Source organism: Aeromonas sp. s13 (assembly GCF_040907905.1).
GTDB lineage: Bacteria > Pseudomonadota > Gammaproteobacteria > Enterobacterales > Aeromonadaceae > Aeromonas > Aeromonas veronii.
This window is the reverse complement of sequence record NZ_JBFOCS010000035.1, coordinates 101039-124695: the sequence shown is the minus strand read 5'-3', so window position 1 is coordinate 124695 and position 23657 is coordinate 101039. Positions and strand designations below refer to the sequence as shown.

At 58.6% G+C, this 23657-nt stretch carries 20 protein-coding genes and 1 pseudogene; 8 read left to right on the top strand and 13 right to left on the bottom strand.

The annotated features are described in order from the left end of the window. Positions 1–154 (top strand): annotated as a pseudogene (locus AB5Y82_RS05470) (IS3 family transposase); the annotation flags it as partial. A 196-nt stretch (positions 155–350) separates the two neighbouring features. On the opposite strand, the gene AB5Y82_RS05465 reads toward AB5Y82_RS05470, so the two are convergent. The 4 genes from AB5Y82_RS05465 to apbC form a co-directional block, all read right to left on the bottom strand. Then, positions 351–1823, bottom strand: a complete 1473-nt coding sequence (locus AB5Y82_RS05465; RefSeq protein WP_040065480.1) for an inorganic phosphate transporter — start codon at positions 1821–1823, stop codon at positions 351–353. Between the two features lie 377 nt (positions 1824–2200). Next, on the bottom strand, positions 2201–2782 hold the full coding sequence (dcd, locus tag AB5Y82_RS05460; protein WP_005336719.1) for a dCTP deaminase: 582 nt from the start codon (positions 2780–2782) through the stop codon (positions 2201–2203). 63 nt (positions 2783–2845) lie between these two features. Next, a complete protein-coding gene (udk, locus tag AB5Y82_RS05455) occupies positions 2846–3490 on the bottom strand; it encodes a uridine kinase (protein WP_005352133.1) in 645 nt (214 codons plus the stop codon). A 110-nt stretch (positions 3491–3600) separates the two neighbouring features. Beyond that, complete coding sequence (apbC, locus tag AB5Y82_RS05450; RefSeq protein WP_111901472.1) at positions 3601–4683, bottom strand: iron-sulfur cluster carrier protein ApbC; 1083 nt, start codon at positions 4681–4683, stop codon at positions 3601–3603. Between the two features lie 186 nt (positions 4684–4869). Between apbC and metG the strand changes: the two genes are divergently transcribed. After that, on the top strand, positions 4870–6903 hold the full coding sequence (gene metG / locus AB5Y82_RS05445) for a methionine--tRNA ligase (protein ID WP_111901473.1): 2034 nt from the start codon (positions 4870–4872) through the stop codon (positions 6901–6903). Positions 6904–7040: 137 nt separating this feature from the next. Here metG and AB5Y82_RS05440 read toward each other — a convergent pair whose 3' ends face one another. Then, positions 7041–7907 carry a CHAD domain-containing protein gene (locus AB5Y82_RS05440; protein WP_111901474.1) on the bottom strand — a complete coding sequence of 289 codons (867 nt, stop codon included), beginning with the start codon at positions 7905–7907 and terminating at the stop codon, positions 7041–7043. 15 nt (positions 7908–7922) lie between these two features. Next, positions 7923–8195: an acylphosphatase gene (locus tag AB5Y82_RS05435; protein WP_005345583.1), complete on the bottom strand. Its 273-nt coding sequence runs from the start codon at positions 8193–8195 to the stop codon at positions 7923–7925. An 82-nt stretch (positions 8196–8277) separates the two neighbouring features. Between AB5Y82_RS05435 and AB5Y82_RS05430 the strand changes: the two genes are divergently transcribed. Continuing rightward, positions 8278–9708 (top strand): methyl-accepting chemotaxis protein, encoded by a 1431-nt coding sequence (locus AB5Y82_RS05430; RefSeq protein ID WP_111901475.1) that lies wholly within the window; start codon positions 8278–8280, stop codon positions 9706–9708. 129 nt (positions 9709–9837) lie between these two features. Here the strand turns inward: AB5Y82_RS05430 and AB5Y82_RS05425 are convergent, their stop codons facing one another. Continuing rightward, entirely contained in the window at positions 9838–11406 is a 1569-nt protein-coding gene (locus AB5Y82_RS05425) for a flagellin (protein WP_162632651.1), read from the bottom strand. A gap of 294 nt (positions 11407–11700) precedes the next feature. Between AB5Y82_RS05425 and AB5Y82_RS05420 the strand changes: the two genes are divergently transcribed. Next, positions 11701–12894, top strand: coding sequence for a class I SAM-dependent methyltransferase (locus AB5Y82_RS05420; RefSeq protein ID WP_162632653.1), 1194 nt, complete (start codon positions 11701–11703; stop codon positions 12892–12894). A 347-nt stretch (positions 12895–13241) separates the two neighbouring features. Further along, a complete protein-coding gene (locus AB5Y82_RS05415; RefSeq protein WP_368173748.1) occupies positions 13242–14426 on the top strand; it encodes an acyltransferase family protein in 1185 nt (394 codons plus the stop codon). 60 nt (positions 14427–14486) lie between these two features. Here the strand turns inward: AB5Y82_RS05415 and AB5Y82_RS05410 are convergent, their stop codons facing one another. Next, positions 14487–14876, bottom strand: a complete 390-nt coding sequence (locus AB5Y82_RS05410; protein WP_368173747.1) for a GNAT family N-acetyltransferase — start codon at positions 14874–14876, stop codon at positions 14487–14489. Between the two features lie 405 nt (positions 14877–15281). Between AB5Y82_RS05410 and selD the strand changes: the two genes are divergently transcribed. Genes selD through AB5Y82_RS05395 form a run of 3 tightly spaced genes read left to right on the top strand, consistent with a single transcriptional unit; the run spans position 15282 to position 18098 of the window. Further along, complete coding sequence (gene selD, locus AB5Y82_RS05405) at positions 15282–16319, top strand: selenide, water dikinase SelD (protein WP_111901480.1); 1038 nt, start codon at positions 15282–15284, stop codon at positions 16317–16319. Beyond that, complete coding sequence (gene mnmH / locus AB5Y82_RS05400) at positions 16316–17431, top strand: tRNA 2-selenouridine(34) synthase MnmH (RefSeq protein ID WP_279498246.1); 1116 nt, start codon at positions 16316–16318, stop codon at positions 17429–17431. The genes selD and mnmH overlap by 4 nt, the downstream gene beginning before the upstream one ends. 22 nt (positions 17432–17453) lie before the next feature. Next, positions 17454–18098 carry an MBL fold metallo-hydrolase gene (locus AB5Y82_RS05395; RefSeq protein ID WP_279498245.1) on the top strand — a complete coding sequence of 215 codons (645 nt, stop codon included), beginning with the start codon at positions 17454–17456 and terminating at the stop codon, positions 18096–18098. 190 nt (positions 18099–18288) lie between these two features. Here AB5Y82_RS05395 and rnd read toward each other — a convergent pair whose 3' ends face one another. From rnd to tsaB, 5 genes are all read right to left on the bottom strand, one after another. Continuing rightward, a complete protein-coding gene (rnd, locus tag AB5Y82_RS05390; RefSeq protein WP_368173746.1) occupies positions 18289–19401 on the bottom strand; it encodes a ribonuclease D in 1113 nt (370 codons plus the stop codon). Between the two features lie 108 nt (positions 19402–19509). Continuing rightward, the gene (fadD, locus tag AB5Y82_RS05385; RefSeq protein ID WP_100654806.1) at positions 19510–21186 is read right to left on the bottom strand and encodes a long-chain-fatty-acid--CoA ligase FadD; all 1677 of its coding nucleotides are present in this window, start codon (positions 21184–21186) and stop codon (positions 19510–19512) included. A 198-nt stretch (positions 21187–21384) separates the two neighbouring features. Further along, a complete protein-coding gene (locus AB5Y82_RS05380) occupies positions 21385–22251 on the bottom strand; it encodes an alpha/beta fold hydrolase (RefSeq protein WP_368173745.1) in 867 nt (288 codons plus the stop codon). 20 nt (positions 22252–22271) lie between these two features. Beyond that, complete coding sequence (locus AB5Y82_RS05375; RefSeq protein WP_368173750.1) at positions 22272–22787, bottom strand: Slp family lipoprotein; 516 nt, start codon at positions 22785–22787, stop codon at positions 22272–22274. 118 nt (positions 22788–22905) lie between these two features. Then, positions 22906–23607: a tRNA (adenosine(37)-N6)-threonylcarbamoyltransferase complex dimerization subunit type 1 TsaB gene (gene tsaB, locus AB5Y82_RS05370; RefSeq protein WP_162517452.1), complete on the bottom strand. Its 702-nt coding sequence runs from the start codon at positions 23605–23607 to the stop codon at positions 22906–22908. Positions 23608–23657: the final 50 nt, after the last annotated feature.

The window sequence follows — 23657 nt, the reverse complement described above, 5'->3', positions numbered from 1 at the left end:
CGGTGAACTCATCCATCACTCAGACCGCGGCGTGCAGTATTGCTCTGGGCTGTATCAGTCATTACATGAGCGGTACGGGGTGAAATGCTCGATGAAGGATGGGTATGACTGTTACCAGAATGCGTTGGCGGAGCGGGTGAATGGGATTTTGAAGGGAGTGTTGCTACAGGAAAACGCCCTGCTTTCTCCTGTGTTTGCGCTTTGTATATCTCTGAGAAAGTTCATTCAAAGCGTTAATTTTTAGCATCACACCTATTGATAATTTTAATGCACAACGTTGTTTGTTGGCATATTAAAGAGAATCGGAGATATGAAAAAAGGGCCCGCGGGCCCTTAGAAAAAAAGCGATATTATCCACCAAACAGATGGTGGCTGACGATGAACAGACCGCCGGAGAGCAGCATGGTCAGCGGCAGGGTCAGCACCCAGGCCATCAGGATGGTCTTGATGGTCTGGCTCTGCAGGCCGGATTTGTTTGCAATCATGGTCCCCGCCACCGCAGAAGAGAGGATGTGGGTGGTGGACACCGGCATACCAGTCAGACTGGCGACTCCGATGGAGGTTGCAGCCGTGATCTGGGCCGCAATGCCCTGGCTGTAGGTCATGCCGGTGGTGCCGATCTTCTCGCCCACGGTATGGACGATACGACGCCAGCCCACCATGGTGCCACAACCGAGCGCCAGCGCGATGGAGACGATCACCCAGGTCGGTGCGTATTCAGCGGTCGCAGTGAGATCCTTGCGCCATTTGGCCAGATCGGTCAGCTCCTTGGCGGGCAGCGGCAGCTTGGCAGCCTTGCGGGCGGTGTCATCGATACAGAGCAGCAGACGACGCACTTCGCGGCGGTCAGTCAGGCTCATCTGATCATAAGTACGCACGGCACCCAGACGGGCATCCAGGGTGGCCATCGCCTGCAGCACGCCATCGGCGGAGCAGTGGGTCATCAGCTCTTCCTGAGCCGTTGCCGGTGCAGAGAAGTTGATGACACCAGAGAGGGCGGACTGGTTGCGCTGGTAGATCTCCATGATGCGCTGGTTGGCATCCTGGGTCCGATCTAGGTCATAAGCGCGGCTGTTCATGTCCAGCGCGAAATAGGCGGGCGCCATACAGATCAGCACCAGCATCACCAGACCGATACCCTTCTGGCCATCGTTGGAGCCGTGTACGAAGCTGACGCCCATGGCTGAGGCCACCAGGGTCAGACGCGCCCAGAACGGCGGGTGTTTCTTGCCATCCACCAGCTGGCGCTCTTCCGGCGTTTTGTGGATCTTGTTGCTGGTCCAGATGCGCTTCATCGCCAGCAGCAGCAGCGCCGCGATGATGAAACCGATGGTGGGAGAGATGATGAGGGAAAGCATGATGTCGATCGCTTTGCCCACGTTGATCCCTTCTGTCACCGGTTTATGGGTGATCCAGGCATAGGCGCCGCCTACCCCCAAAATGGAACCGATCAAGGTATGTGAACTGGAGGCCGGGATCCCGAAGAACCAGGTGCCCAGGTTCCACACGATGGCGGAAAACAGCAAGGAGAAGACCATGATCAACCCTTGGGTGGAGTCCATCCCAAGCAGCAGGTCGATGGGCAGCAGATGGACAATGGCATAGGCCACACCCAGTCCACCAAACATGACGCCGAAAAAGTTGAAGATCCCCGATGCGACGACCGCCAGGTGAGCTGGCATCGCCTTGGTATAGATAACCGTTGCTACCGCGTTGGCGGTATCGTGAAAGCCGTTGATAAATTCATAGGCAAGCACAAAAAAAACGGCCAATACCAAACCGATTGACCACCACAAACCCAAACCACTAAACATTTCAAACATAAAAAAAAGCCTGTTTATGAGTTGCGGCGGATTATGCCAGATGGCGGCCAACACCATAGCCACCATTGAAATATTTCAGCCATAAAAAAAAAGAGCTTTTTGGAAAAAAATATCCTAGAGCCAGTCCTCGTGCGGCTTGCCATCGATTAATTAAAGCCGCCAATGATTGCGGGAAAGGGCAAAAATAGCTGACAATTAAGCCAATAATTTCATTTTTATGACGCTTTTATGACAGAAATACGGGCAAACGTGGTGATAAAACGTCCCTGCCCCGCCAATCTCATCCGACCAGTACCATCAACCCCATATCCGTTTGATTCCAGATGCAAAAAGGGAGCACCTTGTGCTCCCTTGGATCGTTGCTGTGCGGCCTGTCATCAGTCCTGATTGATACGGCTGGCAACGGCGCCCTGCTGGCTCTTGTACTTGGCATTTTCCCGCTTGTTGTAGGGACGGGCCGCGACGCCGGAGAGCATCTCGAAGTTCAAGGCGCCGATCTTCATCTTCGGACGCAGCGCCAGCGGCAATTTGCCGCCGTTGTAGAACTCCAGCACGATACGACCGGACCAACCCGGATCGATCCGGTGCGCCGTCACGTGCACCATCAAACCCAGGCGCGCCAGTGAAGAGCGGCCATCCAGCCAGCCGACGATATCGGCAGGCAGAGTAACGGATTCGTAGGTCACCGCCAGCGCCAACTGACCCGGGTGCAGATAGAAGGCTTCGCCATCGGGGATGTGGATCTCGTCACTCATCACCCGATCGATGGCATCGGCCATCTCGCTGCTCGGGCCGCTCAGGTCGATATAGGGCGCGGTATGATCGCGAAACACCCGAAACTCGTTACCCAGCAGCACATCGACACTGACACCACTGATCCGCTCTACCCCGGGCCGTGGCTCAATGACGATCTTGCCTTCATCCAGATGGCGTTCAATATCGGTATCACACAGACGCATTGGGCGACTCTCCTGACAAATTGTGCTTTTAAAAAAGCCGGGCATCACCCGGCTTGTTTCATCTTAACCAATCAACATGTGGCGAATACGCGCCTTGAGCATGTCGATGGCGATGCGGTTCTTGCCACCACGGGGCACGATCACATCGGCATACTGTTTGGACGGCTCGATAAACTGCAGGAACATCGGACGCACCGTCTTCTGGTACTGCTTGAGCACGGAGTCCATGGTACGGCCACGCTCCTGCACATCACGCACCAGACGGCGCAACAGGCAGATGTCGAGCGGGGTATCCATAAAGATGGAGGCATCCATCAGATCCCGCAGACGGCTGTCGGTCAGCAGCAGGATCCCTTCCAGAATGATCACCCGGCGCGGCGCAAACGGGGTCACTTCGTTCATCCGGGTGTGTTCGGTGTAGGAGTACTGGGGAATGGCAACCGCGTCACCTTTGACCAGCTGGCTCAGGTGCTGTACCAGCAAGTCGTGATCCAGCGCGTTAGGGTGGTCATAGTTGGTCTTGACCCGCTCTTCCATGGTCAGGTGGGTCTGATCACGGTAGTAGCAATCTTCGGTGATCACACCAATCTGACCTGCGCCCAGTTCGGCCACCAGCTCTTCATAAATGGTCTGGGCTATAAGACTTTTGCCAGACGCAGATGCGCCCGCAATACCGATGATCACACACGAATGTTGAGTATCAGACATGACAAATACCTAAAAGAGAAGAGCAGTGGGGATGGTTTAAACCGATCCATTATATAAAAAAGGGTGGGTCATGCCCACCCTCAATTCCCTTTCAAGTGACCGACCGCCGATTATTCATCCAGCGCCATGGCATAGAGGGGGGTCGCAATCGGTTTTGCGCTGAAAAAGAGTTCAGCCCCTACCCTGCGAGCCAGCTTCAAATAGGCCTGAGCCAGGCTTCCTTCCGGTGCGCCGAACACCGTCGGACAGCCATCATCCATGTGTTGGCGGATATCGATGTGCAGCGGTAATTGACCAAGCAGTGCCACTTGATACTGCTCTGCCATCTTCTGGCCGCCACCGGTACCGAACAGCGGCTCATGATGACCGCAGGCGCTGCAGACGTGATAACTCATGTTCTCGATGATGCCGAGCACCGGCACATTGACCTTGTTGAACATGGCGATCCCCTTGCGGGCATCGGCCAGCGCCACATCTTGTGGGGTGGTGACGATCACTGCCGCCGACGTCGGCACCTGCTGGGCCATGGTGAGCTGGATATCGCCAGTGCCCGGCGGCATGTCTACCACCAGATAATCCACCTCGCCCCAGCGGGTCTCATGGAGGATCTGCGCCAGCGCCTTGCTAGCCATCGGGCCACGCCAGATGGTGGCATCCTGCTCGGAGACCAGATAGCCGATGCTGTTGCTCTTGAGGCCGCAGGCCATCACCGGCTCCATCAGCTTGCCGTCATGGCTGACCGGGCACTCTGTGAGGGTGCCCATCATGGTGGGAATGGAAGGGCCATAGATATCGGCATCGAGAATGGCGACCCGCGCCCCCTCTTTTTGCAGGGCCAGCGCCAGGTTGACCGCTGTGGTAGATTTACCCACCCCCCCCTTGCCGGAAGCAACCACGATGATGTTGCGAATGCCCTGCACGGCATTGAGGCCCTGCGCCCGCGGCATGCTGGCGACGTCAATCTCCAGTGCCCAGTCGATACGGGCGGCGCCGGTGGCGCTGCGCAGCCTGGCATCGTAGTTCTCTTTGAGCTGATCGAGCAGCGAGAGACCGGCAAACGGCAATACCAGCCGGATAGTGAGCCCCTGACCCTGATTGATGATCTCGCGAACGAATCCGGCATCCACCAGATCCTTGTGCCAGCCAGCTGGCTTAAATTCGGCGAGGATCTGTTTTACTGAATCAATCACCATTAACTCCTCATTATCTTGTCATTATCTTGAGGTGAACGGTTACCGCACACAAATCAGTGGCTTGCCTGCCATCGTAACGGCAGGTGCTGCCAAGGTTGGCATAGCCACAACCCTAGGCAGGCTACCCCCAATTCGGGTAACATGCACGGCACTCTATCATCCCAACAAGCACATCAAGAACGTAATATGGCAACTGATCCTCGTAAAATGCTGGTAACCTGCGCCCTCCCCTATGCCAATGGCTCCATCCATCTTGGCCACATGCTGGAACATATCCAGGCCGATATCTGGGTTCGTTATCAGCGAATGCGCGGTCATCAGGTGCACTTCATCTGTGCCGATGATGCCCACGGCACCCCGATCATGCTCAAGGCTCAGCAGATGGGGATCACCCCGGAAGAGATGATTGCCGCGGTCTCCAAGGAGCACCAGGCCGATTTCGCCGGGTTCAACATCAGCTTTGACAACTATCACTCCACCCACAGCGACGAAAACCGCGAGCTGGCGGAGTTGATCTACGGCCGCCTGAAAAATGGTGGCTTTATCAAGAGCCGCACCATCTCCCAGCTGTTCGATCCGGAAAAATCCATGTTCCTGCCGGACCGTTTCGTCAAGGGAACCTGCCCCAAGTGCAAGTCTCCGGAGCAGTATGGCGACAACTGCGACAGCTGCGGCGCCACCTACAGCCCGACTGAGCTTATCGATCCGAAATCAGCCGTCTCCGGCGCGACTCCGGTCATGAAGGACTCCGAGCACTTCTTCTTCGACCTGCCGCAGTTTGAAAAATGGCTCTCTGAGTGGGTGCGTGGCTCCGGCGCCATTCAGGAAGAGATGGCCAACAAGATGCAGGAGTGGTTCGAGAGCGGCCTGCAGCAGTGGGACATCACCCGTGACGCCCCCTACTTCGGGTTCGAAATTCCCGGCGCCCCGGGCAAGTACTTCTACGTCTGGCTGGATGCCCCCATCGGTTACATGGCCTCTTTCAAGAATCTGTGCAACAAGCGTGGCGACATCGACTTTGACAGCTACTGGAAAGCGGACTCCGACGCCGAGCTCTACCACTTCATCGGTAAAGATATCGCCTACTTCCACTGCCTGTTCTGGCCGTCCATGCTGGAAGGTGCCAACTTCCGCAAACCGACCAAGGTCAACGTACACGGGTATGTGACCGTCAACGGCGCCAAGATGTCCAAGTCCAAGGGCACCTTTATCAAGGCATCTACCTACCTGAACCACCTGGATCCGGAGTGCCTGCGTTACTACTATGCCGCCAAGCTCAACAGCCGCATCGACGATCTGGACTTGAACCTCGAAGATTTCGTGCAGCGGGTCAACGCTGACGTGGTCAACAAGCTGGTTAACCTCGCCTCCCGCAACGCCGGCTTTATCGCCAAGCGCTTTGGCGGCAAGCTGGCGGCGACCTGCGCCGAGCCCGAGCTCTACGCCGAGTTCGCCAACGCCCGCACCGCCATTGCAGAAGCCTATGAGAGCCGCGAATTCAGCCGCGCCATCCGCGAAATCATGGCGCTGGCCGACAAGGCCAACCGCTACGTGGACGACAAGGCGCCCTGGGTTATTGCCAAGCAGGAAGGGGCTGACGCCGAGTTGCAAGCGGTTTGCTCGGTCGGCATCAACCTGTTCCGCGTGCTAATGGCCTACCTCAAGCCCGTCATGCCGCTGCTGGCCAAACGTGCCGAAGCCTTCCTGGCCGAAACCCTCAGCTGGGATGGCATCGAGATGCCGCTGGTCAATCACACCGTGGCACCGTTCAAGGCGCTCTTCTCCCGCATCGAGCCTGCGAAGATTGAAGCCATGATCGAGGCCTCCAAGGAAGACCTGGCCAAGGAGCAGGCACCGAAAGTGACCGGCCCGCTTGCTGATGACCCCATCAGCGAAACCATCACCTATGACGATTTTGCCAAGATTGACCTGCGCGTCGCGCTGATCAAGAAGGCCGAAGCGGTACCGGAAGCCGAGAAGCTGCTCAAGCTGCAACTGGATATCGGCGGCGAAACCCGTCAGGTGTTTGCCGGTATCAAGTCCGCTTACAACCCGGAAGATCTGGAAGGCAAGCTGACCGTGATGGTGGCCAACCTGGCGCCGCGCAAGATGCGTTTCGGCATGTCCGAAGGCATGGTGCTGGCCGCAGGCCCGGGCGGCAAGGATCTCTGGATCCTGGAGCCGCAGGAAGGCGCCCAGCCTGGTATGCGCGTCAAGTAAGCGTATCGCTGACTGCGACCACAGCGAGATAGAAGAAGAGAGGCCAAACGGCCTCTCTTTTTTGTCTCACCTGTTTGGCTTGGTTAGTTTTTGTAGATGCTGGTCGCGGATGACTTCCGCAGATTGCGGCCTCGAGGCTATCCACCGCTTGACTTGGTGGACGATACATTTTGTTCTGAATACCTGACCATCCGACTTGGCATGTCATCCACGTTGTGGCCTGCCTGCATCGCCAGTTTGAGCGCCACTAGCTCCGCCTGCTGGCAGTCCAGTTGACACAAACGAGCGGTGATCTTCCCCTTCAACTGCTGCCGCAGTTTCGTCTGCTTGCGGGTGTTCCCCTGCTCTGCTCGCAACCTCCGCCGCCATTGACGCCAATCCTGCAACTGGCCGAGTCGCTCCTGCCAGTGAGTCAGGGTGCTCAACCAGCAGGGATCTCCACTCCCCAGATCCAGCAACAGTTCCACGCCATAACGGGCCTGCTTGATCTCGAGGCGCAGCCGATGCCAGCGGCGCAACTGTTGCTGACGGGAGCTGGCAGATTTCCCAACACAGGGAATAGGTTCATCGAGAGCGCTCTGCGCCTCATCAAGGCTCAGGGCCAGATGCTGCTGATAGAGGAACGCCAATGCCCGCGCATCCTGCACCTGCGCCACCGCCGCAAGCCAGCGGGCCAGTCGCCTCGACAACAGGGGCACGCGACAGGCCGATTTGTGGGTATTACCCGTGCTGGCAGGCGGCTTGCCAAAACGCTCGGCGTAGACCTGCGCATCCCGCAGCGCCGAAAGCCGCCCGACCGAGCGCAGCAGACGCCGCTCCAGCTCGGGATGATAGGTGAGTGGCCGCCACAGGGCGAGCAGCGCCAGCAAGCGGCGCGCCGCGATACGGTAGCCATGCACGGCCGGTTCACTGGCCTCTTCGCGCACCGCCCGCGCCGCCTCCTGATAACGGGCGACCCAGCTTGTTGCCTGAGTCAGCAACAGACCTTCCTTGTCAGCGTCCATCTCGTCTCCGCCCCTTCAGTTGGTGTGAAAGCCCTGACCGGTGGGCGGCAGCGCCTCTTCATACTCCATCCGGGTCACCCTGGCGGTGCGCGGGCCATGCTCCAGCCAACCCAGCATCATCTGCACCCCCTGCGCGGGGCCGCTGATGAGGATCTCCACCGAGCCATCCTCCAGGTTGTAGGCATGGCCCCGCAAACCCAGTTGCAGCGCCCGCTCGCGGGTGAAATAGCGAAATCCCACCCCCTGCACCTGCCCCCACACCCGAATGACAAACGATTGCTCTCCCATTTCTCACACCTTCCGCTTAAGAAAAAATTTCCCGAGACGATAATGTGCCCGACACTCTATCTCTGCAGGATGCAGCTCCATTATGAAAGAAGTTAAATTCCGGTGGGTTGACCGCTATCTCATTCACCTCACCATCAGTGAAAAATTCCATATCGCGTTCTGGTTACCTCTCTTCATCATCGCCTTTCTCAGCTGGTATATGCTGGCGGCCAGCCATCAGCAGGAGATCTCCCTGCGGGTAGCGCAGTTGCAGCAACGGGTCGAGACCACAGCGCAGCTGGTCAGCCAGCAGCCCACTCTGGTGTTGCCTGCTGATCTGCGTCTGACCCGGCAAGGCAGCAGCGGGTTGCAACAGCAAGGGGAGCACTACCTCTTTAGCGCGCCAGCGGGTCAGGCTGGCTACGTCATCGGTGATCTCGACACCGGCAACCTCTCCATGTGGGAGGGTCAGGGCTCTACCCTGCTCCTGATCGGCGCGCTAGCCGCCCTGATGGCGCTGGTGATCCACTACATGATGACCTTTGTCTCCGGTGCGCTTTACTCCACCAACAAGGCGCTGCAAACCGTGGCGGACGGCGATCTCACCTTCCGACTCAACTTCTTTCCGGTGCGCGACGAGTTCTCCACCCTGGCGGGTAGCATCGACCGCTTTACCGACCGCCAGCACCAGATCGTCAAACTGGTGGAGGAGTCTGCCGAAGCGCTGACCATGGCCGCCGACGAGTTTCGTGACCATGCCCGCGAAGGCGAGAGCATGGCGCGTTCCCAGCGCCAACACATGGATTCACTGGCCACCGCCATGGAACAGATGTCGGCAGCGATCCGCGAAGTGGCGCGCAATGCCAACGACACCCTGCAGCAGACGCGCCAGTCGAGCGAAGAGGCAGCCAATGGCGCCAACCGGGTAGCCCGCACCATAGAGGCGATCCGTACCCTGGCCGACGAAATTGGCAACGCCTCCGGCGCAGTCGAGCGGCTCACCCACAACGCCAACCGGATCAACGAGGTGGTCAACGTCATCAACGCCATCTCCCAGCAGACCAACTTGTTGGCCCTCAACGCCGCCATCGAAGCGGCCCGTGCCGGTGAGCAGGGTCGTGGCTTTGCGGTGGTAGCTGATGAGGTGCGTACCCTCGCCAGCCGTACCCAGCAGGCGACGGTGGAGATCCAGCAGATGATCGAAGAGCTGCAGACCGGTACCGGCGCGCTGAACGAGATCATGGAAAAGACTGTAGGGCGTGCCGCCAGCAGCCAGCAGCTCATCAGCGAAGTGGGGCTGGATATCGAAAAACTGAGCAACCACAGCGATGCGGTGCTGGAGATGAGCACCCAGATCGCCACCTCCAGCGAAGAGCAGAGCTCGGTCGCCGCCGAGATCACCCACAATCTCGATCAAGTGCGCCATGAGGCGGCGCAGGTGGAGGAGTCTGCCAGCGCCTCGGTAGCCGGTACGCAGGGGCTTAAAGCCACCGCCAGCGAACTGGCCCAGGCACTCAAGGGGATCACTCTCTGACGCTGCCGAATAGCATCCGGCAACAAGAAGCAATAAGAAAAGAGGCCACCCATTGGGTGGCCTCTTTGTCTTTATGGATAGTGACCATGAATGATAGCGACCAATTGCTATGCCGGCTGGCAGTCCCGCTCAGGATTGCAGCAAACTCAGGGCCGCATTGGGGCGACTGTTTGCCTGACTCAAAATCGAAGCACTCGCCTGCTGCAAGATTTGGGTGCTGACCAAGCGAGCCGATTCCACAGCCATGTCGGCATCCCGGATCCTTGAGCGGGCAGCGCTGAGGTTCTCATTGGCATTGGCCAGATTGCGTACCCGTGAATCCAGCGCGTTGGCTTGGGCACCGAGCCGAGCGCGCTGAACACCCAGCTGTTTCATACCCACATCCAGGGTTTTGATGGCCCTGCTGGCGTTGTCTTCACTAAGAACATCAATATTATCAACGGTATATTTCTTCTTGTCCTCTTGATAAAAGCCAAGCGCATGCAAGCTGGATCCCTGCATATCAATATTGGAATACTTGTCGCCTGATGAGCGCAGCTCCATCTGACCGATATACGTCGTCGATGTAACATCGGGTAACAGAGAGCTCAGAGAGGAACTACTGATCACCGGAGGCGCCGGTGGTGCTGGCTGCGGAGGGGGGGTTGTGCCATTGGCCAACGCAAGGCTGTTGCCCTGGGCGCTATGCATGGTCAATGCATTGCTGGCGGGATTGCTGTTGTTGGAGGCACTCACATAAAAACCCAGACCTGCCGATTGCGCAGTACTGTTGATGCGTTGAACCACGGTTGCCATGATGGCACTATTTTTTGCTGTCGGATTGACCGGATCCCATCCGGTCATATCAATGCCTGTGGTCAAATCCACAGAGTGGCCCGCCACATCGATATAGGAGGGTAATGCGGATAAATCGACCGCGGAGGCAACTGAAAATGGCAGTTGTTGCGCTTGTACCGGTCCCTGATTATTGGGAAAGGTTGTGCCATTAATATCTGCCACGAACGCTTCCAGGGTTGAATAGTCCTTGTCAAAGGTGACGCCATTAAGGGTGATAGGCTGAGATGAAAGCTTGAGATCAGCTATGTCATATGCCCCCGGTTTGCGGCCTGCCGGACTGCGCGCTTGCCACTCCATCTCCCCCAGATTTTTGGTTTGGGCATTGAGATCGGTAATGACGGTATTCTGTCCTGCATAGGCACCGACCAAGAAGATACCTTCGTAACTCCCCGCCAGCAGGTCCTGTCCGGCAAACCGGGTACCTGTGGCAATCCGGTCCATCTCCAACTGCAGTTGCTTGAACTCAGCATTCAGGGCTACGCGATCCTCTGCCGTATTGGCACCGCTTCCCGACTGCAGTGCCAGGGTGCGCATCCGCTGCATCAGGTTCACCGACTCATCAAGCGCCCCATCGGCGACATTGATCACCGAGATCCCATCATTGGCGTTGCGAATAGCGGTGTTGGTCCCGTTCACTTCACTGGTGAGGCGATTACTGATCTGCAAGCCTGCTGCATCATCAGCGGCACTGTTGATGCGCAAGCCGGATGAGAGTCGTCGATATACCGAATCCAGCGTGTTGGATGATTGACCAAGATGGCGAGAAGCATTGAGGGCAGAAATATTGGTAGCGATGGAGAGGAACATGGACAGCTCGATACAGGAAAGATTCAAAATGGTCTCCCCCACTATCGACATCATCAAATGACTCTTTAGCGAAAATCACTATAAAGTAAGGTTAAAACGCTTTATTGACTACATTGCGCACACATAGTGTGCCATCACTGAACAAAAAACAAGCACAACCAACTGTGGCATATAAGATAAACAGCGTGAAACGCCAACATTGATATTCTGCAAATCTTGCATATGCAACACTCGGGCGTTGTCCAGACGTACAATTCGTCACTCTGCCATATACCAGCAAAGGCTGGCTTAGCCGCACTATTGCACATAGAATGTGGCCCCTTTTCTTTCTACCATCGGCAAACATCCATGAGCGCTTCCATCTATCTCGTCAAAGGCCGTGAAAAATCCCTGCTGCGTCGCCACCCCTGGATCTTCTCCAAGGGGATTGAGCGGGTTCAGGGCAACCCCATTGACGGCGATACCGTCGAGATCTATGCCAACGATGGCAAGTGGCTCGCCCGTGGCGCCTGGTCAGGCAGCTCCCAAATCCGTGCCCGAGTCTGGACCTTCGACAAGGATGAGACCGTCGATCTCGACTTCTTTATCCATCGCCTCAAATATGCGCAGGAGTCTCGCGATCCGCTGATCAAGCGTCAGGGTCTCACCGGCTATCGCCTCTGCGCCGCCGAATCCGACGGTCTGCCGGGTCTGACCATCGACCGTTATGCCGATTTTCTGGTGTGCCAGATCCTCTCTGCCGGTGCCGAGTTCCAGCGTGAGCTGATAACGCAAGCACTGCGTACCCTCTACCCAGAGTGCAGCATCTATGAGCGCTCCGATGTGGCGGTACGCAAGAAGGAAGGGCTGAAAGAGCGCACCGGCGTCATCTATGGCGAGACCCCGAACGAGCCGGTGGTCATCGAGGAGAATGGCGGCGTCAAGATCCTGGTGGATATTCGCAACGGTCACAAAACCGGTTTCTATCTGGATCAGCGGGATAACCGTCAGGCTGCCGCCAAGTACACCGAAGGCAAGCGGGTGCTCAACTGCTTCTGCTACACCGGCGGGTTTGGCGTTTATGCCCTCAAGGGCGGCGCCAAGGAAGTGGTCAACGTCGATCTCTCCCAGAATGCGCTGGATATCGCCCGCCAGAACGCCGAGCTGAACGGGCTGGATACCAGCAACACCCAGTTTGTCCGTCACGACGTGTTCAAGTTGCTGCGTGAATACCGCGAGAAGGGCGAGAAGTTCGATGTCATCGTGCTGGATCCGCCCAAGTTCGCCGAGAGCAAGGCCCAGCTGCTGGGTGCCTGCCGTGGCTACAAGGACATCAACATGCTGGCGTTCCAGCTGCTGGCACCGGGTGGCGTGCTCTTGACCTACTCCTGCTCCGGCCTGATGGAGCAGAGCCTGTTCCAGAAGATCGTTGCCGATGCAGCGCTCGATGCTGGTCGCGATGCCCAGATCCTGGAGCTGCTCTCCCAGGCCTCCGATCACCCCATCGGTACCGCCTATCCGGAAGGCTTCTACCTCAAGGGTCTGGTGGTTCGCGCCCGCTGATCGGCAACCACCCTCCCCTTGTGATCAATCAGGCCCCTTGCGGGCCTGATTGTTTTTCATCGCGCCGTATAAACCTGAGCCTGACGCTCGCCCCGATGACCACCCTCTCTGCTTTATTCGCGTTCCTTCTCCTCTTTTGCTGCCAGCGCCCCACTTCTTCTCTGTTTAAATTACTTTGCACAATAACTGCACATTTATGATTTAAATCACATCCGTATGACTCTCTTTTCCGTAGTGTGATCCCGCCTGCGGCAGCCGAGCCGGGGAAACCGTCCCGTCAGGATTGATGGGCGGCACAACAACAAAATAGATGTCAGGCCAAGCTGAACATCACAAGGGATCCCGTTATGAATCAATCATTGCCGCTGTTAACGCCGCTACGGGGCATCGCGGCCCTGATGGTGGTGCTGTTCCATGCCCGCTTGTTACTCTTTCCCCAATGGATGGAGTCAATCGCAGGCCACACCCAACTCATCGAGAATGGCTACCTCTGGGTCGACCTGTTCTTTATTTTGAGCGGCGTGGTACTGGCCCATGTCTATGGCGAGGCCTTCACCCGCACGCCCCGTACCGTGAGCTATGGTCGCTTTCTCTGGCTGCGGCTGACCCGCGTCTACCCCCTCTATCTTGTGACCCTGCTGTTGCTGGTTGGCTGGGAGCTTTACAAGGCACAACACGGGGTGGGCTTCTACGCCGGCCCCTTGTTCAAAATGTGGGAGTGGGAAGGGATGCCGCCTTTCGGTTCCCCCTTCACCCCGGCCGAGGCGCTGCCAAGCGCCTTCCTGCTGCTGCAGGTGGTGACCGATCACGGGCTGACCTGGAACTTCGCCGCCTGGTCGCTCAGCGTGGAGTGGACCAGCTACCTGCTGTTCCCGCTGCTGATCCCGCTGGCGGTCACCCGCAGTCGCTGGAGCCATCTCGCCCCCCTGCTGGCGCTGACGGTGCTGGCCTTTATCGTACACAGTCGCGGCACCCTGGATGTCACCAGCGGGGCGCTGGCGGTGGGACGCGGGGTGAGTGAATTTGTGCTCGGCCTCTGGCTGCTGCCGAGGGTCAAGGCCGCGCAAGGCTTGCCCATGATGAAGCATGATCTGCCGCTGCTGGTCGCCTTTGTGCTGCCCTTCGCGCTGATGCAGTTCACTATGACGCCGCAGCTGACACTGCTGCTGATCGCCTCCTACGTGCTGCTGATCTGGATTGCCGCCGCCCAGGGGGAGCGCAAAAGTCCGCTGCTGCGCCTTTTGGATAACCGCTTCACCAACTGGCTGGGGGATCTCTCCTACTCCATCTACCTGCTCCATGCGCTGGTGCTACTCACCGGCTGCGAGCTCATCCACTATCTGGCACCGGGGCTCACCGAGTGGTGGTATGGCCAGACCAATCCGCTGTTGGGGGTAGTGGCAACCTTGCTGATGCTGGCGGTGCTGATCGGGCTCTCGGCGTTGAGTTACAACCTGCTGGAGCGGCCACTGCAACGGCGTCTGCGCCGCTGGGGCAAGTCACGGCAACCGGCGCTGGAGCGAGCCGGATAAGTTACCCCCACCCTGTCTGGATGAGTTGACGGGCTTATGCCAACTCATCCAGACCGCTCATCACCCAGGCACTCGGGTGCTGGCCAAATCCAAGCTTGGGGTAATATACTCCACCGCCTGCGGTGCGGCCAGCAGGATCAGCTTGCAGCCCGGCTGCAATTGCAAAAACGTCTCGCGAATAAGGGCTTTGCCAATCCCCTGCCCCTGCACCGACTCGGCCACCGCCAAATCCGAGAGGTAGCAGCAAAAATGAAAATCTGTCACCGAGCGGGCCACTCCGACCAGGGTCTCGCCCTGCCAGGCGGTGATCAGCAGATTGGCGTGATCCAGCATGCCCTGCAGGGTGGCGGGATGGTCCAGCGGCCGTCTCGCCCCCAACGAGGTCTGCGCCAACAATGCCGCAAACTGCGCCGTGGTGATGGGGTGGTTAACCAAAAGTGTGGTGGTCACTAAGCTCTCCTGTTGTAGATCGGCAGTTGCGTGCTGTTGGTCTCTTTGACGTTCTCTTTGCTGCATCTGTACTGTAATCATTCAGTCAGCGCCGGATCCAGACCGATGACAGGCAAGTGCTGGCAATTCCCTGCTGTTTATGTGAATTCCTGTTCGAACCCCAAGGGGCAAATGTGGCATAATGCTCCGTCCTGTGGCCCTTGGCGGGGCTGCGCTGGCGCACCTTGTCGCCCTCTTGTTCCCCGTCCGGCCTGGCGGTCCTCCATAACTGCCAGTCATCGCTGCCCCTGTTGGCACCGAGGCCACCCATATTTGCGGCTTCTTGTCATTCTCTCTACAAGACCGCCCATTGACCAAGACGGCTCCACAGAGCCTCTGCTCTGTTTGCAAATAAAAGGGGTAAGTATGTCTTCCATTCGTCTGACCCAATACAGCCACGGCGCTGGCTGTGGCTGCAAAATCTCTCCCAAGGTGCTCGACACCATTCTCAAGAGCCAGATCCCGGGCTTCAACGACCCGACCCTGATCGTTGGCAACAGCAGCAAGGATGACGCGGCCGTGGTCGATATCGGCAACGGTCAGGGCATTGTCTCCACCACCGACTTCTTCATGCCCATCGTCGATGACCCCTTCACCTTTGGCCGCATCGCCGCCACCAACGCCATCAGCGATATCTACGCCATGGGCGGCAAGCCTATCGTTGCCATCGCCATCCTCGGCTGGCCCATCAATACCCTGCCCGCAGAAGTGGCCCAGCAGGTGATCGACGGCGGCCGTCAGGTGTGCCATGAAGCGGGGATTTCGCTGGCCGGTGGCCACAGTATCGATGCCCCCGAGCCCATCTTCGGCCTCGCGGTGACCGGTATCGTGCCCCTGGACGCCATCAAGCAGAACGACACCGCCAAGGTGGGTGACACCCTCTATCTGACCAAGCCCCTTGGTATCGGTATCCTCACCACCGCCCAGAAGAAGGGCAAGCTCAAGCCCGAGCATGAGCAACTGGCGCCCAACGCCATGTGCACTCTCAACAAGATTGGCCAGCGCTTTGCCGAGCTGCCCGGTGTCCACGCCATGACCGACGTCACCGGTTTTGGTCTGGCTGGCCATCTGCTGGAGATGTGCGAAGGATCCAATGTCAGCGCCCGCCTCGACTTCAAGGCGCTGCCGCTGCTGGACGAGGTGGATTACTACCTCACCGAGGGCTGCGTACCGGGTGGCACCCTGCGCAACCACGACTCCTACGGCCACAAGCTCGATGCCATGGACGATCGCACCCGCAACATCATGTGCGATCCGCAAACCAGCGGCGGCCTGCTGGTCGCCGTGGGGAAAGAAAGCGAAGCCGAGCTGCTCGCCATCGCGCGCGAAGCAGGCCTTGCGCTCTCGCCCATCGGCCAGATCAAGCCCCTTGAGGGCACCCGCTTTATCGAGATTGTCCAATGAGTGAATTGCCACTGGCCACGGACTACGCCCAGATTTTTTTAGGCGATGTGCCGTTGATTGATGTGCGCGCCCCCATCGAGTTCAAGGAGGGGGCCTTCCCCTGCTCGACCAGCCTGCCCTTGATGACAGACGATGAGCGCGCCCAGGTGGGGACCTGCTTCAAGAAGCAGGGTCAGGCCGCCGCCATTGAGCTTGGACACAAGCTGGTGGGGGGAGCAGTGCGTGCCGAACGACTTGAAGGCTGGCTGGCGCAGTTGCGCCAGCAGCCCGATGCCCTGCTCTACTGCTTTCGCGGCGGCCTGCGCTCGCAAACCGTACAACAGTGGCTGGCTGATGCCGGGGTGACTCGCCCCCGCGTCGCCGGTGGCTACAAGGAGCTGCGCCGCTTCCTGATCGACACCCAGGACAAGGCCTCTGCAGAGTGCCGCTGGACTGTGCTGACCGGCATGACCGGCTCCGGCAAGACCCATATGTTGGACCACGTTGCTCAGGCGCTCGATCTGGAAGGACACGCCCATCACAGGGGTTCCTCCTTCGGTCAGCTGCCCGGCGGCCAGCCCAGCAACATCAATTTTGAAAACAACATGGCCATCGAGCTGCTCAAGCGCCGCCATCAGGGCGAGCATGCCTTCGTGGTCGAAGATGAGAGTCGCTTGATCGGCCGCTGCTGCCTGCCCCTCTCCCTCCATGAGGCCATGAGTCAGGCACCGCTGGTGGTGGTGGATGTTCCGCAAATCGATCGGGCCGAGCAGATCCGTGAAGATTACGTGCACGATCTCTGGCTGCGCTATCAAGCCATGTATGGCCAGGAAACCGGTTGGCCGCTGTTTGCCGCCTACCTCACCGATGCGCTGGCCCGTCTCAAACGCCGTCTTGGCGATCAGGCCCACCGCGAGCTGGATGCCCTGATGCAGACCGCCCTCACCGAGCAGGAAAAGAGCGGCGATACCGCACTGCATCTGGCCTGGATCACGTTGCTGCTGACCCGCTACTACGACCCCATGTATCTCTATCAGCTTGGCAACAAGCAGGAGCGCATCGTGTTTCGCGGTGACAAGCAGGCCTGTCTCGACTATTTCGCCGAGCAGCATGCCAGCGCGCTGCGCGGCTGACCCATCCCAAGCGAGGAACTCTATGTTGAAATTCGAGGTGATCCCGGTCACCCAGTTCGCCCAGAACTGCTCCCTCATCTGGTGTGACGAGACCCATCAGGCGGCCCTGATCGATCCGGGCGGCGAAGCGGACAAACTGCTGGCTGCCATCGCCAAGCGCGGCCTGACTCTGACCCATATCCTGCTGACCCACGGTCATCTGGATCACGTCGGTGCAGCCGCCGAGCTGCGGGAAAAAACTGGCGTCACCATCACCGGCCCCCACAAGGAGGACGCCTTCTGGCTCGACATGCTGCCCCAGCAGAGCCAGATGTTCGGCTTCGCCCATACCCCCGCCTTCACGCCGGATCGCTGGCTGGAGCAGGGTGACAAGGTGCAGGTTGGCCAGTGCGAGCTGGATGTCTACTTCTGCCCAGGCCACACCCCGGGTCATATCGTGCTGCTAAACCAGGCCGAAAAACTCGCCTGGGTTGGTGACGTGCTGTTTGCCGGCAGCATCGGCCGCACCGACTTCCCCCGTGGGGATCATGGGACGCTTATCAAGTCGATCACCGAGACCCTGCTGCCGCTGGGTGACGAGATCGTCTTTATCCCGGGCCACGGCCCCAGCTCCACCTTCGGTCGCGAGAAGGTGAGCAACCCCTATCTGACCCAGCCTATCTGGTGATCAAAAAAAGCAGCGGTGTTAGCCGCTGCCTTTTCTTCTCTGCTCTCTTTTTCATTCTCGACTCCTGCCATCCGGCCAGCCATGACCCCTCTGCGTTCTCCAGTTCAGCATGCCTGTTTGTCTCTTTCGCCCAATAAAAATCCCCACCCGAGGGTGAGGATTGATTTATGGGGTGCAACCGTCTGGTGGCTTATTGTGCCAGCAGGTGACCGACCAGCTCATGACGCCACCCTTGCAGCAGCATCGGCTTGTCGCTGCGGGCCCGCTCTTCGTCGTTCATCCGCCAACTCCAGGTGAAGTACTGGTGGATGATCTTCTTGCTGGCAATCAGCTCGGGCGGAATATTGCTCGCCTTGGCCTTCTCTTCCACCATGGCCTTGATGCGCTTGAGCTCGGCCTTGTACTGGGGGAAGTCCACCAGCCGGCGAATGGGCTCTGGCCAGCTGTCAGGATCGCTCTGCTGCGCCTTGGCGACGATATCGAGCATCCGCTTGCCGTGGATCTTGATCTCGATGGGCGATAGGCCGAGCTCGTTGAGATCCCGCAGGGTGGCAGGACGACGCTCTGCCACCTTGAATAGGTGCAGCTCTTTGACCACGAAGTTGAGGGCCAGATCACGGCGCACCGCCTCTTGCTGGCGCCAGGCGGCCAGCTCACGCAGGATGGCGAGCTCGCGGCGCCCCAGTTGCCAGGCGTTGACGATGTCAAGATAAGCCTGACGGGGATCGCTACCTTGGGTCTTGCGGGCAGAGTGGTTCTGACACTCCTGCTCGAACCAGGCAAACTTGCCGCTTTCTCGCAGTTTGGCCATCACCTTCTCGTAAAGCGGCATCAGGTAGAAGACATCCGCCGCCGCGTATTCGAGCTGACGCGGTGTAAGCGGGCGGGCCAGCCAATCGGTGCGCGCCTGATCTTTTTCCAGCTCGACCCCGAGGAATTCGTTCACCAGCGCACCAAAGCCGACCGAGACGCCGTAACCGAGAAAGGCAGTAGCCAGCTGGGTATCGTGCATCTGGTTGGGCAGGTGGCCCGCCTGATGCTGGATAAGCTCCAGATCTTCGCCAGAGGCGTGCAGGATGGCGATCTGCCCTTCCCTGCCCAGTCGTTGCCAGAGGGCGGAGAGATCCAGCGTCAGCGGATCCAGCAGCGCCAGATGCTCGCCGTCATAGATCTGGAACAGGCCAAGCTGGGGGTAGTAGGTACGGGTGCGAACGAATTCAGTATCGATAGCCAGGGGAACGTCGGCCAGAGAAGCGAGATACTGCTCAAGTTCGTCTTGCTGAGTGATAAGTTGATAGTGCATCTGTGCCTGCGCGGTTGATCAGGGCCAAAAAGAAAAAACCGTGGGATGACCCACGGTTTTGCATAACGACGGTGCTGGTTTGCAGAAGATTCTGCAGCCGCAGTCCGGTTATTGCTTGGCAATCTCCTCGTCGCGCAATACGCGGCGCAGGATCTTGCCTACATTGGTCTTGGGAAGTTCGTCACGAAATTCTACCAGTTTCGGCACCTTATAGGCAGTCAGATGTTTGCGGCAGTGGGCAATAATCTCGTCCTCCTGCAATTTTGCATCTTTCTTGACCACAAAGATCTTCACCAGCTCACCGGAGACCTTGTGCGGCACGCCGACGGCGGCCACTTCCAGCACTTTCGGGTGCAACGCGACCACATCTTCGATCTCGTTCGGATAGACGTTGAAGCCGGAGACCAGGATCATGTCCTTCTTGCGGTCAACGATCTTGAAGAAGCCCTGCTCGTCGCACACCGCGATATCACCGGTACAGAGCCAGCCATCCTGCATCACTTCGGCGGTCGCCTCGGGACGCTGCCAGTAGCCCACCATCACCTGCGGGCCGCGCACTTGCATCTCGCCCGGGGTGCCGAGGGTGTGGATCACCTGACCGTTGTCATCTACCAGACGGATCTCGGTAGAGCAGACCGGCAAACCGATAGAGCCGTTGTAATCAGTGAGGTCGTAGGGACAGACGCTCACCAGCGGCGAGCACTCGGTCAGACCATAGCCTTCCAGCAGCGGAGTGTCGGTCAGCGTCTTCCACTTCTCCGCAACCGCGCGCTGCACTGCCATGCCGCCGCCGATGGTGAGCTTGAGCTTGTCAAAGGCGATCCCCTGAAACTCTTCGTTGTTGACCAGCGCATTGAACAGGGTGTTGACCCCGGTAATGCAGGTGAAGGGGTACTTCTTGATCTCTTTGACAAAACCCGGAATGTCGCGCGGGTTGCTGATCAGCAGGTTGTAACCGCCGATACGCATAAAGAGCAGGCAGTTCACGGTCAGGGCAAAGACGTGGTAGAGCGGCAGCGCGGTGACCACGAACTCCTTGCCGCGCTCCAGCATGGGGCCGTAGACGCCGAGGCACTGCTCGACGTTGGCAATCATGTTGCGATGAGTCAGCATGGCCCCTTTGGAGAGGCCGGTGGTGCCACCAGTGTACTGCAGGAAGGCGAGGTCGTCGTTGGTGATCTCCGGCTTGATGTACTGCAGGAAACGCCCCTTGGAGAGGGCCTGACGCATGGTGGTGGCGTGGGGCAGATTGTATTTCGGCACCAGCTTCTTGACGTACTTGACCACGAAGTTGACCAGGGTGCCCTTGGCCAGCCCCAGATTGTCCCCCATCCGGGTCAGGATAACGTGCTTGATCGGGGTGTCGTAGACCACTTTTTCCAGGGTATGGGCGAAGTTGGAGACGATGACGATGGCTTTGGCACCGGAGTCCTTGAGCTGATGCTCCAGCTCGCGCGGGGTATAGAGCGGGTTGACGTTGACCACGATCATGCCGGCGCGCAGGATGCCGAACACGGCGATGGGGTATTGCAGCAGGTTAGGCATCATCACCGCAACCCGATCCCCTTTCTCCAGCTTCAGCTCGTTTTGCAGGTAGGCAGCAAAGGCGCGGGACTGCTCTTCCAGCCGGCGGTAGGTGATGGTTTGGCCCATGTTGACGAAGGCGGGCTGATCGGCAAACTGGGTCACCGAGGATTCGAACATCTCGACCAGGGAGCTGTATTGGTCTGGATTGATCTCGGCGGGGACCCCTTCCGGATAACGTTTCAGCCAGACTTTTTCCACAAACTTCTCCTGCATAACTAGCACCTGTGCGCTCACTGTGTTGCCTCCGTCCCGGTTCACATCCATTTTAATCGGTTGTTTTAAGCTGATGCTCTAATGCCGCACATATTTACACAGCGCAACATCAATTAACAGCAAATTAACAACAGAAAAATGTGAGGGAGAAAACAAACCTGGAATTATTGAAAGCTGGCGATTCTACCGAACTTGACAAAACTTTACGATACAAACGGCCGTATCAACCGAATTTTCCATATGAAAATGGTGGTTTCCACCCAATATGACCCGCTCGATCTGCTGGAAGGCATCCTGACGGGCCTGCCATTGGGCTTCAAGTGCAGCAAAGCCCTGCACCCCCTGAATCAACAGCACAGGACAGCGGATAGCCGCAATCAGTGCCCGAGCTTGTCCTTCGCACATTCTCAGAGGCGACAGATCCCGCAAGCGGGGGTCGCTGCGCCAGTGCCAGCGCCCTGCCCTCATCTCAAGCTGCCGTTCACAGATAATACGCGCCGCCTGCGGCGTGATATCCGCCACTTTGCAACGGGCGGCGACAGCTTCATCGATGGAAGCAAAGCCGTTGGCACTGCGCTCCCGGGTGCGGCTGCGGTTTAAAATTGCACGTCGCAGCTGGGCAGGTACCTCCTCATCGGGCTGGCTCAGCGGCCCCAGCCCCTCCAGCATGATCAACCGCTCCACCTGTTCGGGGAACACCCCGGCATAGGCGGAGGCGATCAGCGCCCCGAGGGAGTGACCGAGCAGAGTGAAACGCGACCACCCTGCCGCCTGCACGATCTGATAGAGATCGTCCAGCCAGTCTACAAAAACATAAGGGGTGGTTTTGTGATCGGAGTGACCGTGCCCCGGCAGATCGACACAGATGAGGTGAAAATCCCCCAGATGCGGCACCAGCGGCAAGAAGCTGGCACTGTTGTCGAGCCAGCCATGCAGGGCGATCAGCAGGGGTTTGCCCTGCTGATCATACTCAGCGGAGTGGTTCTCCAGCAGGGCTACCCGCCGCCCACCTGCCAGGGTCAGCAGACGTTCGTACAGAGTACTCATCATGGGGTTGATCATGGCAAGCCTTAACGACGCAGCGGCCGTCTCGGCCAGAAGGGATCATAGAAGAGGTCATAGAAGTAGGGGTCCATATAGCGCACCTCCACCTCCTTGACTGGCGGCCACAGCTTGCTGCCCGTCACATTGAGCACCGAGAAGCGGTACTTGTGCTCGCCAATCTGGCTATCCACCGGTTGGCCTATGGTGCCAAGCACCGTCAGGCTGCGCCCCTTGGCGTAGAGGGTCGGATCGACAAAACCCTTCATGATGGCCAGAAAACGGCCCGGGCTCTGCTCGGTCTGCTCCGGCACACCGTTGGACTTGAGCGGCAGATAGACCACTTCAATAACGCTCTGATCCGCCTTGTTGTGCACCGCCGAGATAACGCCGCTCCAGCGGGCCGGTTTGCCCTCCATTCCGCCAAGGGCGGGCTGATAGGCCACCAGCTGGTTTTCTGGCTCATAGGCCAGCTCCTTGGGGACCGAGCTGCAGGCCCCGAGCAGCAGAGCAAGCGCCCCGACCACCATAGTGCGTTTCATCATGTCGCTTCTGCTATTACGCATCATGTCACTCTCCTGTTGCCGGCGTGGCCCGTCGGGCCATCCGCTTTTATTGCAGCTGATGAGCGGCAAGAGCGACATGACGTCAGTGCTCCTGCCCTTATTCGCGACCCGGCAGTTTTTTCCAGGTCACCTTGTCACGCAAATAGACCGGCGTTGCTTGTTCAACCGGTACCGCCTCCCCCGCCAGCCAGGCGGCGCGGGCCAACGGCAACATGTCTTCTGCCGCCGGGAAACGCACCTGGCTCACCGCCAGCTCATCGGCCAGACCACTCAGGGTCTCGCCATAGGTCTCAAAACCGGTGCCGACGCAGGTCACAGGGCCCGCCAGCTTGCCACGAACGTCAACCAGTGCCGCGGGCTCGCTCACCACCTCGTCCCCCACCAGCTGCATGCGGCCATCAATCAGCTCATAGCGGCCGAAATAGACCTCGTTCATCCGCGCATCGATGGCGGTCAGCACCTGCTCGGCGCCATCCAGTCGATAGGCCCCTTGCGCCATGGCGGCCAGGGTCGAGATGCCAATCATCGGCACACCCGCACCAAACGCCAGACCTTGCGCCACACTGATGCCGATCCGAACCCCGGTAAAGGAGCCCGGGCCGCGACCGAACGCAATGGCATCGAGGTCACTCAAACTTATCCCGGCATCCTCTAACACAGCCTGAACCATGGGCAGGATTTTTCGGGTGTGATCCCGTGGCGCCTCCTCCCAGCGGGAGAACAGCTTGTCACCCACCAGCAAGGCGGCGGAGCAGGCTTCGGTGGCGGTATCAACTGCCAGGATCTTCAACTCGTTCATGCTTTCCAATCTCTATAAAATCAGTCAATTACATAACCGGCAAGCGAGAT